The sequence below is a fragment of the Candidatus Finniella inopinata genome (assembly GCF_004210305.1).
Lineage (GTDB): Bacteria > Pseudomonadota > Alphaproteobacteria > Paracaedibacterales > CAIULA01 > Finniella > Finniella inopinata_A.
In genome coordinates, this window is sequence record NZ_SCFB01000004.1 from 128,193 (window position 1) to 147,248 (window position 19,056).

Genomic DNA, 19,056 nt, shown 5'->3' on the forward strand with positions numbered 1-19,056 from the left:
TCAGCCTGTATTAAGCGTCCAAATTAACAACCTTCAGGGCATTCGTTTGGATGAATTCCCGTCGTGGCTCTACAACATCACCCATCAAAGTCGAAAAAATTTCTTCCGCCTCTTCCAGGTGATTTAACTTAACCTGTAAAAGTGTCCGCACTTGCGGATCAAGGGTTGTTTCCCAAAGCTGGCTGGGGTTCATTTCACCCAAACCTTTATAGCGGTTAATGGTGACGCCTTTTCGACCTTGTTCCAAAAGGGCTTCGCCAAATTGAAGGGGGCCCATAATTGTTATGCCCAAACTGTCTTTCGAACGGGGCTCAAACATACATGCCTGTTCAAAAACTTCTTTTAATCGAGCTTTTATACTCAATAGATTTTTGATCTCTGGCAATGCTGGCAACACTGAATCAACAACCCAACTTTCTTGAACGCTAGACAGTGTCCGCTCAATCAGCAATCCATCAGCTTGTGGTTTGACAATCCACTTAGCCCTTGTCCTCTCAGCAGTTTGCAAATGCGACTGTAAAGTCTGGCAATAGTCGACTGCTTGTTCCGCCACAAAAGGCTGATCAAAGTAACCACTGAATAACAACTGCTCCAAAAGGTACACATTGCTAAAACGACGACTTAAGCTGTTGAAGGCTGTTCGCGCGCGCATAATAACGTCAGCAAATTGCCTTAAATCTTGACCTGCCATAACGGTGCCATTCGCCAATCTTAAACTGCCATCGGAACAGGCTGAATCCAGCAGATGCGTCTCTAAAGCCTTGTCATCTTTTAGATAAACCTCTGACTGGCCACGCTTCAGGCGATACAAGGGGGGCTGTGCAATATAAAGGTAACCACGTTCAATCAAGGCGCGCATTTGCCGATAAAAGAAAGTCAGCAACAAAGTTCGAATGTGGCTTCCGTCCACGTCCGCGTCGGTCATGATAATAACTTTGTGATACCGAATTTTATCGGCAGAAAATTCTTCCGGACCAATGCCGGTGCCAAGGGCTGTAATCAGGGTGCCAATTTCCGCGGATGCCAACATCTTATCGAAACGGGCTCGTTCGACGTTCAGGATTTTTCCTTTAATAGGCAAAATTGCCTGAAATTTTCGATCGCGCGCTTGCTTGGCTGAACCGCCTGCCGAATCCCCCTCAACGATGAAAATTTCACTTAAACTGGGGTCACGTTCTTGGCAATCAGCCAATTTACCAGGAAGCGAGGCCAAGTCCAGTGCCCCCTTGCGTCGTGTTAACTCACGGGCTCGGCGCGCTGCATCACGGGCCGCAGCTGCTTCTAAAACTTTTGAAATAATCGCCTTTGCATGGGCGGGGTTTTCTTCAAACCATGTTTGCAGGGCTTGGCTGACAGCCGCCTCAACCGCAGGGCGAACTTCAGACGATACAAGTTTATCTTTCGTTTGCGATGAAAACTTGGGGTCAGGAACTTTAACCGACAACACGCAAGTTAACCCTTCGCGAGCATCTTCCCCCGTTAAGCCCAACTTGGCATCTTTTTTGCCTTGCGCCGATTCAGCCACGTACGCCCCAACTGTTCGAGTCAATGCACCCCGGAAGCCCGCCAAGTGGGTTCCCCCATCCCGTTGCGGAATGTTATTGGTAAAACACAACATGGTCTCGTGATAGCTGTCCGTCCATTCCATGGCTACTTCAACGACAATGTCGTCCACAGTCGCCTTAAGGGTCACAGGCTGGGGGTGCAAAACGTTCTTGGCTTTGTTTAAGTATTTTACAAACTCAACCAACCCCCCTTCATAATGAAGCGAGACTTCGTATTCAGAGTCTGGCCGCTCGTCCCTTAGAACGATATGAACACCCGAATTCAAAAAGGCCAATTCACGCAAACGATGTTCAATGGTGGCGCGGTCAAAAGTGGTAATTTTAAAGGTTTCTTTTGATGGTAAGAATCGAACCCGGGTTCCCTTTTTGTCGCCAGAAGGCCCTACCACCGCCAGCGGCGCCAAGGGCACACCATGGGCAAATGTCATATGACAATGTTGACCACTGCGCCAGATATCCAACTCCAACACCTCTGACAAGGCATTCACAACCGAAACACCTACACCGTGCAACCCACCCGAAACCTTATAAGAATTTTGATCGAACTTACCACCCGCATGCAGCTGCGTCATGATAACCTCGGCCGCTGAAACGCCCATCTCCTCGTGAATATCCGTCGGTATACCGCGACCATTATCGCTTACTGATACATAGCCATCGACCTCTATCACCACGGTCACCTTGTCGCAATGACCAGCCAATGTCTCGTCAATGGCGTTATCGACAACTTCATAAACAAGATGATGTAAACCGGTGCCATCATCAGTGTCACCGATGTACATACCTGGACGCTTTCGAACCGCGTCTAGACCTTTAAGAACTTTAATAGAATCGGCGTTATAATTTTCTGAACGTTGGGGACTCATAATATTCCTTGGTAATTTTCCTTGGTAATTTTCCTGGATATTTTCAACCCGGATTAACCGTTGCCTGTTCGACCATAAAAAACTGCGCCTTTCCCATTAAAGCTTCAAACAACAAAGGATCCGTCCCCGTCAGCCACGTTTGAAGACGGCCTTTTGAGATTTCAGATTGCAGCACAGCCAGTTGCTCAAACAATACCATACGGTGATGAAAATCTAAATGAGCAATTATATCATCCAGTAAAAGAATTGTTAAACGCGGGTCGAAACAGATTTTATGGTGAATAAAGGCCATAATAACAGCGATCAGCAGAATTTTCTGTTCCCCGGTAGAGGCTTGGTCCGCGGTTATGTTTTTTTCTTGATGAATAACTTGCCAATCACTGCGATGGGGGCCGTACTTGGTCGTGCCACTTTCCTGATCCAAGCGACGATTCTGATAAAGAATTTGCTTTGCTAGAGCCTCAACCTCGGTCGCTGATTTTGCCAACACCCCATCGTCCACATCCCCCACCATGCGGGTTATGAACGCAGGGAAAAGGTTCGGGCGGTGCCCCGCTTCATTCAGCTTGTTCATTAATTGCTGGCGCGCAACGGCGATCGCCACCCCATGGCTTGCCAACTGGTCTTCAAGGGCGCTTAACCAAGACGCATCGCCCTGATTTCTTAAAACCATCAGACGTTCCCTTAGGGCCTGGTCATAACGGTTAAGGCGTTCAGCATGCAAAGGATCCTGGGCATAAATCAGACGGTCAATGAATTTCCGCCGAATAGAGGGTGATTCCAAAAAGATGCGATCGGTTTCGGGTGTCAGCCAAACGATATTCAGCCATTCAGCAAAGGGGGCCTGACTTCTGATCGGTTGATAATGCAATTTGTAAAGGCGTTTTTCTGTACCCTGAGGGGTCTTTTCCAAGCCAGTTGCCAATTGTGTTTCATCGTCTAACTGCAGACTGGCCGCCCACAGAAGGCCCGCTTGGGGCGAATGCCCCTGCTGGGTGATTTCACCCAATTTGGCACCCCTGAGGCCGCGACCAGGGCAGAACAAAGAAATCGCCTCTAATATATTGGTCTTGCCCGCTCCGTTCGGCCCCGTCAAAACAATAGGCCCCTGCCCCACCTGTAAATTCAAGCCTTGATAATTCCTGAATTGATGCAATGACACATGACGAATACCCTGATTCGCAGACGAAAGCGCATAGTCATAAGGTAAGGGGTGTTTGGTCAAGGGGCATTCTTTAGAAGTGTCTTTGGTTGTTTATACTCCATTCAGATCATTTTGCGGATTTTTTAAGACGCACATTAGTGTCACCTAAGCTGTGCTTATGTTTATGGCGCAGGGCAGCGGCCATGTCGGCGTAATCACCGGCCTCCACCCATTTGTCATAATGCGTACCTCCAGTTTGGTTATAAAGGTGAATGCGACGAGGGTGCAAAGCTGGAAACTCTTTCCTTGGACTGGTAAAACCAATCAAAGCTGTCTGTCCATCTTCCACAATTGATGGCCGTCCCCTTTTGGCCGATATGGGTACCCAAGAATAAACGTCATAACCATTTAAAATGACACTAATAAGGTCTGGCTGCAAGGGTTGAAGGGTCCAGTAATCTGTTGCGGTGTTAGTATACCACCCTCTGTTACCACCATCTTGCGTTGTTATAAAATCAATATCATGAATCAATTGTTTAATTAATCTTAAGTGGTTGGGATCAACTATTTTTACAATCTCCACAAGATGGGGATGCTTAAGGTCATTATATTTCTTTTTCAGAGCTTCCTTCTCAGCCTGTAAGCGTTTTATTTTCGTCTCTAATTCATCTCTGGCAGTTGCGATCATTACGTCAAACTCAGCTTTTGTAGGGTTTGGAACGCGTTCAATTTTCGAACTTTCAGCCTCATATTTTACTTGAAGTTCCTCCAGGGCTTTCAAATAAGGACCAAGCTTTTCTAACTGTTCATTTTCTTGAAGGGACCTTTTTTCAGCAGAGCTTTTTTCCAACTTTTGTGCCTCAAGTAACACAACTTCGTTAAGATTGGTCAGCGTAATCGCCCGATTATAGATTTCAGGATCATCCAAATTATCAAGGATTTGTTGCACATATTCGGCGTAACCTTGGGCATGTCTAAGGCTAAAGTAACCACACTCACCATTCCCCCTTGATTGCACCCAATACATAATTCTAGGTTCCCTTACAAAAACAGCTTTTTTAAAGTCAAAAACAGGCCTATGAACGTAAAACAGCTTTTGTTTCATCGCCTCTTTATCGATTTCTAGTTTTTGAACTTTTGAAATGTTCAGGGGCCGAGATAAGTCTTTGACTTTCTGTGGAAGATTCAATTTGCTGATAAGATTTTTTATTGCCCCGCCCCTAATCATTTCTAATGCTTTTTCATAAGATGGCCGTTTAAAGTCTTCTCCTCTACGCTCTTCCAGCTCTATCGACCAAGTGATTCCACCCTTAGCGACAGCCTTATAAGGGCTCTTTGGAATTTTATACTTAAATTGATCCACCACCTCATCGTCTGTTAAATCAGGATTACGAAGGATACTTTGAATCGCACTGACCATCGCCAACAAAACGGCTTCGCTTTCCGGGGATTGCTTGGTGTTTTGGTACGTAAAAATAGGGGGATCAATTTTTTCTAAATAACTTTGTCTAGTCTCAAGCATGCGATACTTTTCAATGGCAATCAAGGCATCGATAACAGTGGGCATGCCTTCAGAATCAGCAAGAAGCCTTTCAAAATTGAAATCTTTGGTTTTTAACTTCTCAATCATGGAGCGGGCAATCTGAAAGGCCTTTTCGGGAATAACCGTTTCCTGCAACTTCTCTGTCAAAGTTTCTAAATCTTTTAAAGGATTATCCCCCTGGACCAAGCTGGCAACGTAACTCTTAACAAAGTCGTTATGGTTATAATCCGCTTCACCATCATCTTTTTTTTCCTTTGCACGCAGATCATCAATCTCTTGTTGAATCTTCACATTATAAACCCGCCGCTCAAGGGCTTTACTTAAATAAGCATCGACATATTTCCAATACTCATCCTTGGTCATATAATCTTTTAACCAAGCTGTACCAGCTAAGATACCTTGAAGATCAGATTTTATAGCTGCAGAATCTAACACACCGGCATGTTTTTTAAAGGCTCCAAAAATAATCGCACTAACATGCGCAACATGCTGCTTTTCGTGTTCTTTATCTGCCTTATCAAATGTTTTTAAGTTCGCCCCTAAAGCTGCCTCTGTTAAACCATCTTGTTCTTTCAAAAACCTTGTCGCTTCCTGCAAAGCATTAATCATCAAACCCCGCTCGCCCTCATTAGCTGGTGTTTCGCTGATTCCCCCCACACCTTTACCTTCCCCTTTACTAACTAATCCAAGCAAAGTATCCGCTATATTTTTGGCCCTTGTTGGGTCTGACTCCCTTTTGAGATCATGGGCCAGGAAATTGGCCGCTTGAACCGCTTTGTTAACAGGATTGGCGTCAATTTTATAGTCAGCCTCTGCCATTTTCATTGCACTATCAAGGATGTCTTGTTTAAATTCAGCCTGCGCTACCCCCATGCTGACTGAAACCATTCCGACAGTTAAAAGACAATATTTGGCAAAATTTATCATAAGTCCAACCTTAAAATTTCCAATGAATACACCATATAAAATAGTATACCCTGCTTTATAAAATAGTATACCCTGCTTTGCAAACAAAAAGTTAATAGACCTGTTGATTTTATTTTACTCAGGGAAGAATCCTTTTAAACCCTCATCGGCATTAAAATAAAAGTCACATGAGGATTGCCGGTGGGTCGAATCAAGACCGACGATTCGGTATCAACCAACAATAACTCCATCTCTTCCGTTGGAACCTGGGCGGCGATATCCATTAAATAGCGAACATTGAAACAAACTTCCAAGGGTTGATCATAGGGGTAATCGACATCCAGCTCTTCTTCGGCCTTGCCTAATTCGTTACTTATGGCTGACAAGGTTGCTGTGTTGTTGGCCAGGCGCACCTTAATGGCCCGCACCTTATCATTGACAACGGTCCCCACCCGATCAACCGCCTCGGCAAACGCTTTGGTGGGCACAACCAACGTCTTGTCATTACTAATGGTTAAAGCCGATGAATAATCGGGGAAACCCCCATCAATCAATCGGGCACTTAAGACGGCCTGCATGGAATTACCATCAATGGCGAATTCAATACGGTTTTCAGAAAGACCAATGTGGACTGGCTTTTCAGCATCGTCTAATAGCTTAGAAATCTCGTGAATTGTTTTACGGCTAACAATAACCTCTGGCATCCCAAAGGCTTCAGTGGGGCTTTCACATTCGGCACAGGCCAAACGATGCATGTCCGTTGCCACCGCGCGCAGAACCTTTAGACCTTCGTTCTCAAGGGTGTGAAAATAAATACCGTTCAAGTGATAACGCGTCTCTTCCGTTGACATGGCAAAGCGGGTCGTATCAATAAGGTGCTTAATAACTGGTGCCGGCAAACTAAACCGATGCGACAGCTGACCTTGGGTTAACTGAGGGAAATCTTCACTGGACAAACAAGGCAATTCAAACCTGGAACGACCAGAGGTCACCACAAGCTGGCCACTTTCCGCATAAACCTCCAAATCAATTAAAGACCGGTCGCTGAGTTTTCGAACAATGTCATGAATCAGGTGGGCTGATACGCAAATAGATCCTGAGGTTATGGTTTGTGCCGGAATCGTTTCAATCAACGCCATATCCATATCTGTCGCTGTAATCGACAAGCCGTGATTAGAAGCCGTTAAAAGAACATGACTTAGAATGGGAACAGTCGTCCGTTTCTCAACGACGCTTTGACCGTGCGACAAAGCTTTTAAAAATAAACCTTTTTCTAATGACAACTTCATAAAACAAGCATTCCTTGGTTGGTTAATAAGCAGTGTCATACCATATTTAAGGCAAAAAAACGACACACCTGTTACTGTAAGCGCATTTATTTTTGCTAAAGGTCGAAGTGACCTTTCAATAATTTACACTTACAACATTAGTAAAATATTAATACTTTATCGCTTAAAATATAGGAAGATTATAAATTGTTAAATCTGAGGGAAAAATGGCAAATTCAGAAGGAAAAGTTTCAAACAAAAAAAAGGTAGCCCTGGCATTGCAGGGTGGAGGATCACATGGTGCCTTTACCTGGGGCGTTCTTGACCGCTTATTGGAAGATGACCGATTGGAAATTGAGGGCGTAACAGGAACCAGCGCTGGTGGCATGAACGCCGTGGCTTTAGCCCAGGGTTTAACACGTGGCGGCTCACAAGCAGCCCGAACAGAATTGAAAAACTTTTGGACGGCTATTCACGAGGTTGGCAAAAAAAGCTCTTTGAATAACCGAGGTCCCGTCGACAAAATGATGAACAAATTTACCATGTACAACTCACCTGGGTTTATCATGTTTGATTATCTAAGCCGTATGTTTTCACCTTATGAACTAAACCCCATGGGTCACGACCCTTTAAGGGATGTTATCAAAAAAAGTTTTGACTTTGAACTATTGCGTACGTCTTCCAAATGTAAAGTTTATCTGTGTGCGACTCATGTCTTCACCGGTCGATTAAAGGTATTTTGCACTGAAGAACTAAAATTAGAGACACTTCAAGCAACAGCTTGCCTGCCAACCATTCACAATGCCGTTTTGGTTGATGGCGAATATTATTGGGATGGTGGTTTTATTGGTAACCCCGTGTTTTTCCCACTTATTTATGATTGTGAAACCCCTGATATCATTTTGGTTCAGGTGAATCCCAGTATCAGAAATAAATTACCGACAACATCACGTGAAATTGCTGACCGCCTTAATGAGATCACCAACAATGCATCGGTTGTCCGCGAAATGCGTGCCATTTCATATATCACCGACCTTATCAACAAAGGCATCATTGAAAAGGGCAAAGTCAAACATGTTCACATGCACCTTATCGAGGATGAATCGGTTTTCCAAGAGTTGGGCTGGTCAAGCAAATTGAATACTGAATGGGAATTCTTCACTCATTTGTTTGAAAAAGGACGCGCAGCAGCTGATGCTTGGTTAAAGGAAAATTACGATTCCATTGGCGTGAAGACCACAGCCCCCATGAAAGAACATTTTGTTGGACCGAATTGGAAAAGCAAGGGTAAGCACATTTAACAGACTCTAACCTTCATGAAAGTGTTGGTAAATTTTTAAGGCAACGGACCGGCTGATGCCTTTCACGACTTCCAAGTCTGAAAGGCCGGCCGTGGCCACCCCTTGGGCTGAACCAAAATGTTGCAATAAAAGCTTTTTACGCGCCGCACCGATACCCACTATTTCATCAAGTTTTGATTGCCCCAAAACTTTGGTGCGTTTGGCCCGATGGGTTCCGATGGCAAACCGATGCGCTTCATCCCTCAGACGTTGTAAAAAATGAAGCAAAGGGCTGTTTTCACCCAACGTAAAGGGATCGCGACCCGGCATAAAAAAACGTTCTTTACCGGCATTTCGATCAGGACCTTTTGCAATCGCCACCACAGGAATATCCATATTTAATTCTGACATCACTTGCACAACCGCCGTCAGTTGCCCTTGTCCGCCATCAATCAATAATAAATCCGGTTTCTGCCAAGTATCCTCGGTATGATGCATCAATCGACGCCGTAAAACCTCCCTCATCATGCCATAGTCATCACGCGTATCGATCGTTTCCTTAATTGTGAACTTACGATAGGATTTTTTGTCAAACCCCTGGGTGTTCGCGACCACCATCACGCCATAAGCGTGCCGGCCCTGAATATGACTATTATCGTAAATTTCAATGCGTTGAGGCAAAGCTGGCAAATCAAAAACCTCGACCATTTCCGAAAATATACGCATCATGGATGCGGATTCAATCTGTCGTCGTTCAAGACTGTCGCGGGCATTAGCAAGGGCATGCTCCACAACTTCCCTCTTCACGCCTCTCTTGGGTATTTGCCATTCAGTCGCTTGATCGTGCTGTTCTTTCAATGCCGCCTGAGTAAGCTCCAACTCACTGGCCCTGTGGCTTAACAAAACCAAAGGAGCCGGGGGCCGTTCCTGATAAAATTGACCAAGAAAAGCAGCTAAGCTATCTTCTGGGCTTTCTTCCGCCGCATGTTTTAAGAAAAATGATTCTGTCCCAAAATTACGTCCATGCCGGAAAAAAAAGATCTGCACACACGTTTGCCCACCGGCCTGAACCAACCCAATCACATCCGCCTCGCGCAACCCACTAATATTAATTCGCTGACGACCCTGAATATACGTTAATAACCGCAGTCGATCGCGATAACCAGAAGCCTTTTCATAATTCATAACGTGACTGGCCGCATTCATTTGCCCAGCCAAATATTGTTGGACCTGATCCGTTTTCCCCAAAAGGAAATTCTTAGCCTGACGAATTGATTCTGCATAATCATCACGCGTTATCTTGTCAACGCAGGGAGCTGTACATCGTTTAATATCATATTGCAAACAAGGCCTGGTCCTGTTGGCAAAATAAGTATCTTGGCAATTGCGAATTTGAAAAACTTTTTGCAAGGTCAAAACAGCCTCATCAACTGCCATAACGGATGCAAATGGACCGTAATAATCCCCTTTGATTGTTTTAGAACCCCGATGTTTAAAAATACGCGGAAACGGGTGATCCCCGGTCAATAAAATGTAGGGAAAGGACTTGTCGTCCTTTAACAAAATGTTATAGCGCGGTTGTAACTTTTTGATCAGGTTGCTTTCTAAAAGCAACGCCTCTGTCTCCGTATGGGTCGTGACAACCTCCATACGGACTGTCTCAGATACCATACGCTGCAGCCGGTGGGGTAATTTGTCCACAACTGTGTAAGAAACGACCCTCTTCTTTAGGTTTTTGGCTTTGCCAACGTACAAGACCGCGTCCCTCTCCCCAAGCATACGATACACGCCTGGGGAAGAGGACAAAGTCTTCACAACGGCCAAGATGGTGTTGAACCCTAAGGCTAAACGCTCGGGAAGTTTGGGGGAATTTTCATCAAGGATTGGTGTGTCATCTGTCATGACTTGATATCACCATTACCATCCTAAAAAATCAAGGGCTGAACAATCGTTAACAAATCATTAACAAATCAAAATAAATTTTAATTTACTTATGTAAAATTTTATATAAAATTATATAAAATCCTCCTGTTTTAAGGTTAATAATTCATGAAATCTGTTTTTAAACACAAGACCCTTATTGCCCTGAAGATGATATTATCACTTGGCCTTGCCAGCGAAGTTTATGCGGGCGAAACCCCCGGCACGACTAATTCAAACGTTGATGTTACTGTTAGTGGTGGTTTCGTAGCGCCCTATCCACAGTATCTAACCGATGTCCAAACGCAACTTACAAGCAGCAGCAGCGGCACAGTTAGAAACTATGTTGCTGGAATCGGTACACCCACCGACTTAATGACAGTTCCTAGAAATCCGTCCTCTACTCCATATACAGTATTTGGTATTATCAATCGACTTTTTGACAATATGGGTACTCCTATACCAAACGGATCGAATCTTTTCACGGAAATTGCCAACATTGTCCGCGTGATAAATGCTTTACCTAATCCAAGTACAAATCTCACTGAAATATTGAATCGAATTGGAACGGCGTCACCTGCTACAGGCCTTTATAAAACCGTCACCGATGGAGACGCGGCAATATTAGCAGCCATCGCCAGGTTTGCCCCAAACATCACCCAACTTATCACCTATATGGGCGCACCAACGAATTTGTCAGACAGTTCCCCAGACAGTTTATTTAGGCTTTTGTATGGGTTAACAAGAACAATTGGTCAGATCAGCAGCAGTGGTTACCCATCAAACTTAGGTTCTGTCCTTGGTGATCCTGTTAACAGCGCTGCAACCTCTAAAACAATTTTTGGCATGCTTAAGGCTATTCTTCAGGAAACTCAAGATATCAATACCACAAGCACACCTAAAGGTTTCTTGAGATGCTTAAAAGCCAACGAAACAAAACTAGATGCGCTGGCTCAAGGATTAAACCGATTGGTGAGTCATCTGTGCCAAAAAAATGGATCTGGGGGATACATTCCCCAAACCCTTGCTTCAATTGATACCCGCATGCAAGAAGTGCTGGACCATCTTTCTTCAAATACCGACAAGGCTGACTCTACAGCAGAGGGATTACAACAGATTATACAATTGTTGGGGCAGCCAGCCGATGGTGATACTATAACCCCCATCACGCAACAACTGGCACTTCTAGCACGCAGCAGCATTAAAACTGAAAAGGAGTTAAGAGGGTTCCGAAAAGTAGCTGAGGAGAATCAAAATAGAATCAATGCAGCAATTGAAGCATTGGAAGATAAAGCCGGATCGTCATCACCCCAGGCAGCGATTGGAACTGACGGATTAGCTGATATCATCGGCGAATTTAGGGATTCTGATCAGACAGTCGCCAGCAGCCTAGAAACAATTATAAGCAGCCTTAGCAAGGGAGGGAGTAATGCACAGTGGACTGCTCTTTCCACAGGCCTCCTGGCCCTTAATAAAAAACATGATGCAATGGCCAGGGAAATGACAGAAACAAAAGATATGATGGTCCTTATGACGCGCCGCGTCAATAAGTTGGACAGCAAATTAGATCATATAATTGCCTTACTTAGTTCCGGATCTAAACGCAGTGTGGGCGCCGAGCACAAAAGCGATCCTAGTTCGGAAGACAGTGATGGATAGTCCTGCGTAGGCGGCGGCCAGCCCCCCTTTGTCACCCACGCACTCCGCCCTCTTGTGTAACCTCCGCGCCCCATTTGTCACCCCCGCGCAGGCGGGGGTCCAGTTGTATTGTTCTGGATTCCCGTCTACACGGGAATGACAATGGTTATTATCCCTGAAACCTGTCCCGGCAATCCATGTATTTTTTTATCAAAACCCCCAACCATTAACTATAAATTAAAAAAATTCTCCATAATCACAATAAACAAAATTTATTTACTATGGAGAATTACCATAAAATCTTCTTTATTTTTATTAGGCGTCAGCCTGTCGGCGTTGTCGTGTGCGTATGGGGGGTGGTTGATTTGCAAACTACGCCTGGCGGAACCAACTATGCATATGGCAGCATTCATGAGGCCCTTACGACTGGGCTAGGCGCCCACACTACAACAACCCCCATCTTAACCTTCACGGCGGCGGCGGATACGGTGGAGACGCAAAGCGTTTCTTTAGATTCTTTCGCCGGATTTGGCAAGAGCGTCACCATCGCGGGCGCATCAGGGGGGACGACGATCATCCCGGCACCAACACTCTCCGGTTCCCTTTTTTCCACTTCAAGCAACAATGCCCTGACCCTGAATCTGTCCAGCCTGACCTTCACTGGGTTTTCGTATATTTATAGTGGAAGTGTTTTAAGTACTAGTGGCGCCCTGACCCTCAACAGTACAGGCACCAACCCAGTGACCTTTACGGGGAATAGCTCAAATGGTCAAGGAGGGGCCATTTACACTAGTCGTGATGTGACCCTTACCGATACGCAGTTTATCAACAACACCGCAACAAGGTATAGTGGGGGGGCTGTACACACCTATCTATGTTGGTGGCAGTTTTATCTATAACGTAACAAAGGCAGTGACGTTGAATCCTCAATATCCAACGCCTGCGGCAGCCACAGCTGATAGCATACATGGCCATAACGACATTAGTTGTAGAGATAACACTTCCATGTTCACAAAAGGTGGCGTGGGGACGTTGACGTTGAATACCGTTAACGCCAATTAAGTGGTTGGTACGACCGTCACTGCCGGCGGGCTGACTATTGGGGATAGGGACTATCCTGGTGCTGTTTGGGGAGCATCGCCCGCTGTTATTACTGCTGCGTTGGGCATCACAGCACCCGGCAGCATCCATGTGGGGTACAGATGCTGGTGTGACTCCCATCACCTCAGGAACGGCCACCTTTGGGGGGTATGGAACGGTTTATGCGCAGGATGTTACCTTTTCCCCTAGTACAGGGGGTGGGCCCACGGTTACTTGGCTTATCGGTATTGACCCAACGGGCACCACCCCACCTTGTGGCGTTTTGAATATGACTGGTGCGCTGACTCTGCCCACCAATATTGAAGTTGATGGGGTTGTGGCAACCCCGTTCCCAGATGCTGGTTATACGGTTGCGAGGGGTTATACGCTTTCTGTTGCAAGTGGTTTGGGGGCTTTGAACCATCAACTCAGTGCGTACAGCTTGGTTCTTCAAGAATCCCCTTCCCCTTACAGCTTGCTGCTGAAGAAAACTGTTATGGTCACGTTCGAGGCGCCAGGATTTTACAGCGGCCGGCCCATTACACGGAACGGAGAGGGACTTTTGGTAAGGTATGGCCTCTATAATTCTGCATGGACTGGCCCAACGGGTTCGCATCCGTTTTTTAGCGGAGCAACGACCGATATCACCCTAGACAATCGTTATAAGACAACCCTCAGCACGGAAAACACTCTCAGCTCTGGCACATCAGTTACCCCGTTATTATGGACAGGGTCCGCAGCTTTTCCCACATTATCCACTGGTCAGGCTTACGCATGGCAGCTGTGGAGGAGTGATGGATATCAAACGGATAATACTAATCATGGCTGGCTCGCTCAGGGCCTTTTGACTGCGACAGACATGGGTGCAGGGAACCTCAACATAACTTACCAAATCACCCCGAACGAAGGGCATAATAGCGGGGCGATAGTGAATCGCTAGTAAGGTATACTAAGAAGGGAAGCGTCGTCATTTAACGCCATTGGTGTCACAATTCTCGTGTTATGTCTGTCATTCCCGTGCAGACGGGAATCTAGCCAACAATAGAACTGGACCCCGCCTTGCGCGGGGGTGACAAAGGGGGGAGTGCTGGGTGACAATCGGACGGGTTGAGGGACCAAAAGAGTTTCCAGGATCTATGAAAATACATGGACAATGGCCACGTCGCTTAGCGTCCCTTGCCATAACGGGTAGAAGCCGCAGTGATAAGTACAAACTAGCTACTTGGGGCTTTCGCTACCCCTACCATGGCGGGCCTTAAAAGCCGGTCATACATTACATAACCATCCTGCAACACCTGCGTCACAGTTCCAGGTTGTTGGTCGGTTGATTCCGCTTCAAAGATAGCCTGATGCAGATTCGGGTCAAAAGTCTCGCCCATTGATGCTACTTTTTTCACCCCGTGGCGTTCAAAAACACTGCTAATTTCTTTGCCAATCATTTCAACACCCTTAATCAAGGCTTGAATGTGCGCTGGCAAATCATCGGTCAACGGACAACTCTCCAAGGCCCGCTGCACGTTATCAACAGTCCCAACGATATCTCTGGCAAAGGCCACCGCACCGTACTTAAGCGCATCTTCTTTCTCACGGGTTGCGCGGCGACGCAAATTCTCTAAATCAGCCATCGCCCGCAGCCAATTATTCTTCATCTCCTCTAACTGAATAGTCAAATCGTCTTCTATTTGATCGACCAGCTCTTCCGTTTGAGGTTCATCACCTGTTTGCCCAAGTTTTTCATTATCCACTGATAGGACTCCTAAGATATCTCTTTACGTTGAGTCACATTATAATTGGTATGATTTTTTACACAAGATTTAGTAATTGAAAAGACTTCTAAACCTTTTCTTCTACCAACGCCTTGAAACTGACCATCATAAATAAGGCAATACCTAAAAAATACAATGGCATTGGCAACAGTGTGCTGTTGTGAAGCCAGCCCATACCCAGGGTAAACAAGGATATTAACAGATAATAGAAAAACCCAAACACAGACGAAGCTGTACCTATGGCATGACTATAATCTTTCAAGGCCATAGCCAAGGCATTTGATGAAGAAATACAAACACCGGCTGCAACAATCATCATGCAACCGATCGTTGTAATAATAACCAGGTTATTCGGCATGGGCAAAACCTGCAGCAAAAGAATGAAGGCAGCCAATAGGGCGGAACCTAAAAAAATAGCCTTAAGGCCATAAGACAAGATCTTTGTGTTCGAATGCTGCTGATGTAAATGGCGGGAAATCAATCCCCCTATAACCATAGCACCGGAAATAGCCAAATAAGTTGTACCATAAATGGCCGGAGTTAGCCCCAAAATCTCAATCAAGAAAAAGGGACCTTCGGCGTAATAACTAAAGGTTATGCCATTACAACCAGCCACGATCAGCCCAAAACCCAAAACCTTGGTGTCCCTTAAAAGTTTGCTCCCCACCTGAAAGAAGGAGTGGAGCGGCTTACCTTTGGGAAAATGGGTCTCGGGCAATGATATGAAAGAACAAATGGCGACAAAGCTGCCGGCTCCGATTAAGGCAAGAAAGATAGTTGACCAACCAAACATTTGATCAATGATCCCACCAATAACGGGACCAATGGCCGGGAACAAAGCCAACCCGCTGCCTATGGTTGAATAGGCTTTCCCCAAGGCGGCTCCTTGGAAAGCATCACGACAGATTGCCTGACCCAGGACGCTGCCCACGCTGCCTCCAAAGGCTTGAACGAATCGGCTGGCCATAAGGACGGCAATTGAATCGGAACAATAACAACCCACACATCCAATGCCATATATGACCAAACCAATTAGTAAACAGGGTTTTCGACCATAGACATCAGAAACCTTTCCCCAAAAAAGGGTTCCTAAGGCGAAAGCAAACAAATAAATGGTTAAGGTGTATTCAACCCCAAACTCTGCCACATGCAAAGCATGAGCAATAGTTGGAAGAGAAGGCGTGTAAACGGTTTCCGTAAGCTGTGGTAAACCGACAATAAGTACAAGAAGCCAGAGGGCTGGCAAAGAATTTATTTTCATAAAAGATCCTCGTCATCAATAACAAAATTTAAGCAACAAAAAGGGTTCCCTTAATGCTAACCAGCAAAAGGGGGCACTTAAACCTTGCAATTAAACGATGACAATTGTTTTCATGAACTTCACCGTGATTCTTTCATTAATAACGAAGCACCCTTAGGCACTGCGTTAATTATAATCATTTTTTATCTTTAAGGATATTGAATTATTATGTGATATAATGACGCGTGTCTATTTAAGCGAAAGAGGTACATCATGTTAGCCTGGTACAAAAAATATATGTTTTTTATCGGAATATTCGGACAGTTTGTCTTTTATTCCCAGTTTTACGCGATTATCACCAATCAAAGCGCCAAAGATGTCTCTTTGTTCGGCTTTATGTGTGGGTTGTTATCGGTCAGCAGCTGGATGCTTTATGGAATCATGATTCGCGACAAGCCCCTTATCGTGGCAAATGTGGTTGCAACCATCGGGGCTGTTTTAACAGTTATCGCCATATTGATTTATCGATAAAAACTAGACATCTTTCGAAACTCGCTCCGGTGAGGCAAGTGCAAGGATCATACGCAACGCAGAAGCGCAGTTTACATGACGGTACATGAGCATTCGAGTAGCGGAGTGACACAGCAATTGTCCAGTGGAGTAGAGTTTGGATAGATGTCTATTAAATTCCCGCGCCCATAAGTCGCCCCACCATCTTGGCCGTGTAATCGACCAAGGGGATAATCTTGCCATAATTCATTCTGGCAGGTCCAATCACACCAATCGCCCCAACAATTTCATGGCGCGAGTTATGATAAGGTGATACCACCATGGAACACCCAGACAATTTAAATAAATTATTATCAGAACCAATAAAAATTTGAACCCCATCCCCTTTGATAGAGGCGTCCAACAATTGGTGAAGCGCCTCCTTTGTGTCCAATACCTGAAACAGCTGACGGATTTGTTCTAAATCAGCCATTTCCGTGACGCCCTGTAACAAATGGGACTGGCCTTTTATGATTAGAGAACTTGCCTGGTCACCCCCCGCCCAAACTGCCAAACCAGCCTCTACCACTTTGGCTGCCAGGTCATTCAAATGCGCCTGGAAATGGTTCAGTTCTTCGTGAATGGTATTTTTGGCCTGGGACAACGTCCGCCCCGTCAATCGTGTGCTCAAATAATTTGTGGCTTCGGTAAGAATGGAGGGCGTAATCCCCTTAGGAACATCAATCAACCGATTCTCAACCACGCCATCTTCAGAAATAAGAACGACCAGAGCGCGGCCTGGCGTTAAGTGGACGAACTCTATGTGTTTCAAAGGCGCATCCGTCTTAGGCGCCATGACCAGGCCTGCGCATTGGGACAGCCCTGACAACAAGGAAGTGGCTTTCTCCAGAACCCTATCCACACTTTGACCCGAGTTTTCAGAAAGCTGATTGAGATAAAGGCGATCTTCCTCACTTAGGTCACCCACCTCTAACAAACCATGAACAAACAAACGCAACCCCTCGTCTGTTGGTAAACGTCCGGCCGAGGTGTGGGGTGCATACAAAAGCCCAGCCTCCTCCAAATCCGCCATAATGTTGCGAATGGTTGCTGGCGACAAAGGGGTCTGTAGACGCCTAGAGAGTGTGCGCGACCCGACAGGCTCCCCCGTCTCCACATAGGTGTCAACCAATTCGCGAAAGATTTCCAGCGATCGTCGGCTTAATTCGGCAATACTTAGTGACATAGGTTGATCATCTCCGCACGCCATTCCCGCGCTTTTCCCTGTCATTCCCGCGCAGGCGGGAATCCAGACAATCAATACAACTGGACCCCCGCCTTCGCGGGGGTGACAAGGGGAGTACTGGGGGTGACAAAGGGGGGCAACTGGGCTTGAGTCCTACCTTATAATATAATCTCATATAAATCTTTCCATTCGGGGTTTTGCTCTTCTATCAATTTCAACTTCCAAATGCGATTCCATTTTTTGATGCGCTTTTCTCGGCAAATAGCTTCACGAACATCATTAAATTGTTCAGCATATACAAGTTTGTCAGTACCATATTTCTTACTAAATCCTTCAATTAATTTTTGCTTATGTTCATAAATACGTCGCGCTAAATCGCTTGTTACCCCAACATAAAGGCAACCATTGCGTTTAGAACAGAGAATATAGACCCAACATACACTCATACAGTATGCAAAGACTCTTTTCCTTCATACTCGCAAAGATCGTTGATTAGACAACCGGCGCACAAAGGTTTACGGGCCACACATACATAACGACCATGCAAGACCAACCAATGGTGCGCATGCTGACGATAAGGTTTTGGGGTAACGGCATCCAAAGCCAGTTCCACTGCAAGCGGTGTCTTTCCAACCGCCAAGCCAGTTCGATTGCACACCCGAAAAATATGGGTGTCCACCGCCATTGTCTCTTGGCCAAAAACAACATTCAAAACCACATTGGCTGTCTTTCGCCCTACTCCCGGCAAAGATTCTAACGCCTTACGATCACTTGGCACCTCGCCTTTATAATCACGAACCAGAATTTCTGACAACGCCAATATATTCTTGGCTTTTGTGTTAAAAAAGTTAATCGTTTTGATGTGGTTTTTCAAACCCTCCAACCCCAGATCAAGCATTTGCCCAGGGGTTTGGACGTAAGCAAAAAGATCGGCCGTAGCCTTATTAACCCCCTTATCGGTTGCCTGGGCTGACAAAACCACAGCCACCAACAATGTATAGGGGTTTATGTAAACTAATTCTGTTTCAGGATGAGGGTTTTTCTCCTGAAACCTTGTAAAAATTTCTTTGATGGTTTGCTTTTTCAAAATTCGCTCTGAATTATC

16 protein-coding genes are annotated in these 19,056 nt (G+C 45.5%); 6 read left to right on the forward strand and 10 right to left on the reverse strand.

Annotated features, from left to right (window positions below; translation table 11 throughout):
* Positions 1-10: 10 nt before the first annotated feature.
* From gyrB to dnaN, 4 genes are all read right to left on the reverse strand, one after another.
* Positions 11-2,431: a DNA topoisomerase (ATP-hydrolyzing) subunit B gene (gene gyrB, locus EQU50_RS02465; protein ID WP_130153570.1), complete on the reverse strand. Its 2,421-nt coding sequence runs from the start codon at positions 2,429-2,431 to the stop codon at positions 11-13.
* 43 nt (positions 2,432-2,474) lie between these two features.
* Positions 2,475-3,656 carry a DNA replication/repair protein RecF gene (recF, locus tag EQU50_RS02470; protein ID WP_130153571.1) on the reverse strand — a complete coding sequence of 394 codons (1,182 nt, stop codon included), beginning with the start codon at positions 3,654-3,656 and terminating at the stop codon, positions 2,475-2,477.
* 46 nt (positions 3,657-3,702) lie between these two features.
* Positions 3,703-6,045, reverse strand: a complete 2,343-nt coding sequence (locus tag EQU50_RS02475; protein WP_130153572.1) for a hypothetical protein — start codon at positions 6,043-6,045, stop codon at positions 3,703-3,705.
* Positions 6,046-6,179: 134 nt separating this feature from the next.
* Positions 6,180-7,313, reverse strand: coding sequence for a DNA polymerase III subunit beta (gene dnaN, locus EQU50_RS02480; protein ID WP_130153573.1), 1,134 nt, complete (start codon positions 7,311-7,313; stop codon positions 6,180-6,182).
* A 206-nt stretch (positions 7,314-7,519) separates the two neighbouring features.
* Between dnaN and EQU50_RS02485 the strand changes: the two genes are divergently transcribed.
* A complete protein-coding gene (locus EQU50_RS02485; protein ID WP_130153574.1) occupies positions 7,520-8,593 on the forward strand; it encodes a patatin-like phospholipase family protein in 1,074 nt (357 codons plus the stop codon).
* Between the two features lie 6 nt (positions 8,594-8,599).
* Here the strand turns inward: EQU50_RS02485 and uvrC are convergent, their stop codons facing one another.
* Entirely contained in the window at positions 8,600-10,474 is a 1,875-nt protein-coding gene (gene uvrC / locus EQU50_RS02490; RefSeq protein WP_130153575.1) for an excinuclease ABC subunit UvrC, read from the reverse strand.
* Positions 10,475-10,621: 147 nt separating this feature from the next.
* On the opposite strand from uvrC, the gene EQU50_RS02495 reads away from it, so the two are divergent.
* The 4 genes from EQU50_RS02495 to EQU50_RS02505 all read left to right on the forward strand — a co-directional run bounded on the left by EQU50_RS02495 (position 10,622) and on the right by EQU50_RS02505 (position 14,150).
* Complete coding sequence (locus EQU50_RS02495) at positions 10,622-12,151, forward strand: hypothetical protein (protein WP_130153576.1); 1,530 nt, start codon at positions 10,622-10,624, stop codon at positions 12,149-12,151.
* Positions 12,152-12,471: 320 nt separating this feature from the next.
* The gene (locus EQU50_RS02500; RefSeq protein ID WP_165380304.1) at positions 12,472-13,029 is read left to right on the forward strand and encodes a hypothetical protein; all 558 of its coding nucleotides are present in this window, start codon (positions 12,472-12,474) and stop codon (positions 13,027-13,029) included.
* A 13-nt stretch (positions 13,030-13,042) separates the two neighbouring features.
* Positions 13,043-13,192, forward strand: a complete 150-nt coding sequence (locus EQU50_RS08335; protein WP_165380305.1) for a hypothetical protein — start codon at positions 13,043-13,045, stop codon at positions 13,190-13,192.
* A gap of 58 nt (positions 13,193-13,250) precedes the next feature.
* The gene (locus EQU50_RS02505) at positions 13,251-14,150 is read left to right on the forward strand and encodes a hypothetical protein (protein WP_130153578.1); all 900 of its coding nucleotides are present in this window, start codon (positions 13,251-13,253) and stop codon (positions 14,148-14,150) included.
* 274 nt (positions 14,151-14,424) lie between these two features.
* On the opposite strand, the gene grpE is transcribed toward EQU50_RS02505, so the two are convergent.
* Together grpE and EQU50_RS02515 are read right to left on the reverse strand one after the other, a co-directional pair.
* Positions 14,425-14,955: a nucleotide exchange factor GrpE gene (gene grpE / locus EQU50_RS02510; RefSeq protein WP_165380306.1), complete on the reverse strand. Its 531-nt coding sequence runs from the start codon at positions 14,953-14,955 to the stop codon at positions 14,425-14,427.
* Between the two features lie 88 nt (positions 14,956-15,043).
* The gene (locus EQU50_RS02515) at positions 15,044-16,237 is read right to left on the reverse strand and encodes a multidrug effflux MFS transporter (protein ID WP_130153580.1); all 1,194 of its coding nucleotides are present in this window, start codon (positions 16,235-16,237) and stop codon (positions 15,044-15,046) included.
* A 252-nt stretch (positions 16,238-16,489) separates the two neighbouring features.
* On the opposite strand from EQU50_RS02515, the gene EQU50_RS02520 reads away from it, so the two are divergent.
* Positions 16,490-16,747, forward strand: a complete 258-nt coding sequence (locus EQU50_RS02520) for a SemiSWEET family sugar transporter (protein ID WP_130153581.1) — start codon at positions 16,490-16,492, stop codon at positions 16,745-16,747.
* Between the two features lie 151 nt (positions 16,748-16,898).
* Here the strand turns inward: EQU50_RS02520 and hrcA are convergent, their stop codons facing one another.
* From hrcA to nth, 3 genes are all read right to left on the reverse strand, one after another.
* On the reverse strand, positions 16,899-17,996 hold the full coding sequence (gene hrcA / locus EQU50_RS02525; protein ID WP_242508809.1) for a heat-inducible transcriptional repressor HrcA: 1,098 nt from the start codon (positions 17,994-17,996) through the stop codon (positions 16,899-16,901).
* A 113-nt stretch (positions 17,997-18,109) separates the two neighbouring features.
* Positions 18,110-18,397 (reverse strand): GIY-YIG nuclease family protein, encoded by a 288-nt coding sequence (locus EQU50_RS02530; protein ID WP_130153582.1) that lies wholly within the window; start codon positions 18,395-18,397, stop codon positions 18,110-18,112.
* Positions 18,394-19,038, reverse strand: coding sequence for an endonuclease III (gene nth, locus EQU50_RS02535; protein WP_130153583.1), 645 nt, complete (start codon positions 19,036-19,038; stop codon positions 18,394-18,396). Before nth ends, EQU50_RS02530 begins: the two co-directional genes overlap by 4 nt.
* Between the last annotated feature and the right edge of the window lie 18 nt (positions 19,039-19,056).

Bases quoted from the DNA above. Each gene is read 5' to 3' on its own strand.
- gyrB (WP_130153570.1), bottom strand. From the start codon at position 2,431: ATGAGTCCCCAACGTTCAGAAAATTATAACGCCGATTCTATTAAAGTT.
- EQU50_RS02475 (WP_130153572.1), bottom strand. From the start codon at position 6,045: ATGATAAATTTTGCCAAATATTGTCTTTTAACTGTCGGAATGGTTTCA.
- dnaN (WP_130153573.1), bottom strand. From the start codon at position 7,313: ATGAAGTTGTCATTAGAAAAAGGTTTATTTTTAAAAGCTTTGTCGCAC.
- EQU50_RS02485 (WP_130153574.1), top strand. From the start codon at position 7,520: ATGGCAAATTCAGAAGGAAAAGTTTCAAACAAAAAAAAGGTAGCCCTG.
- uvrC (WP_130153575.1), bottom strand. From the start codon at position 10,474: ATGACAGATGACACACCAATCCTTGATGAAAATTCCCCCAAACTTCCC.
- EQU50_RS02495 (WP_130153576.1), top strand. From the start codon at position 10,622: ATGAAATCTGTTTTTAAACACAAGACCCTTATTGCCCTGAAGATGATA.
- EQU50_RS02515 (WP_130153580.1), bottom strand. From the start codon at position 16,237: ATGAAAATAAATTCTTTGCCAGCCCTCTGGCTTCTTGTACTTATTGTC.
- EQU50_RS02520 (WP_130153581.1), top strand. From the start codon at position 16,490: ATGTTAGCCTGGTACAAAAAATATATGTTTTTTATCGGAATATTCGGA.
- hrcA (WP_242508809.1), bottom strand. From the start codon at position 17,996: ATGACAGGGAAAAGCGCGGGAATGGCGTGCGGAGATGATCAACCTATG.
- EQU50_RS02530 (WP_130153582.1), bottom strand. From the start codon at position 18,397: ATGAGTGTATGTTGGGTCTATATTCTCTGTTCTAAACGCAATGGTTGC.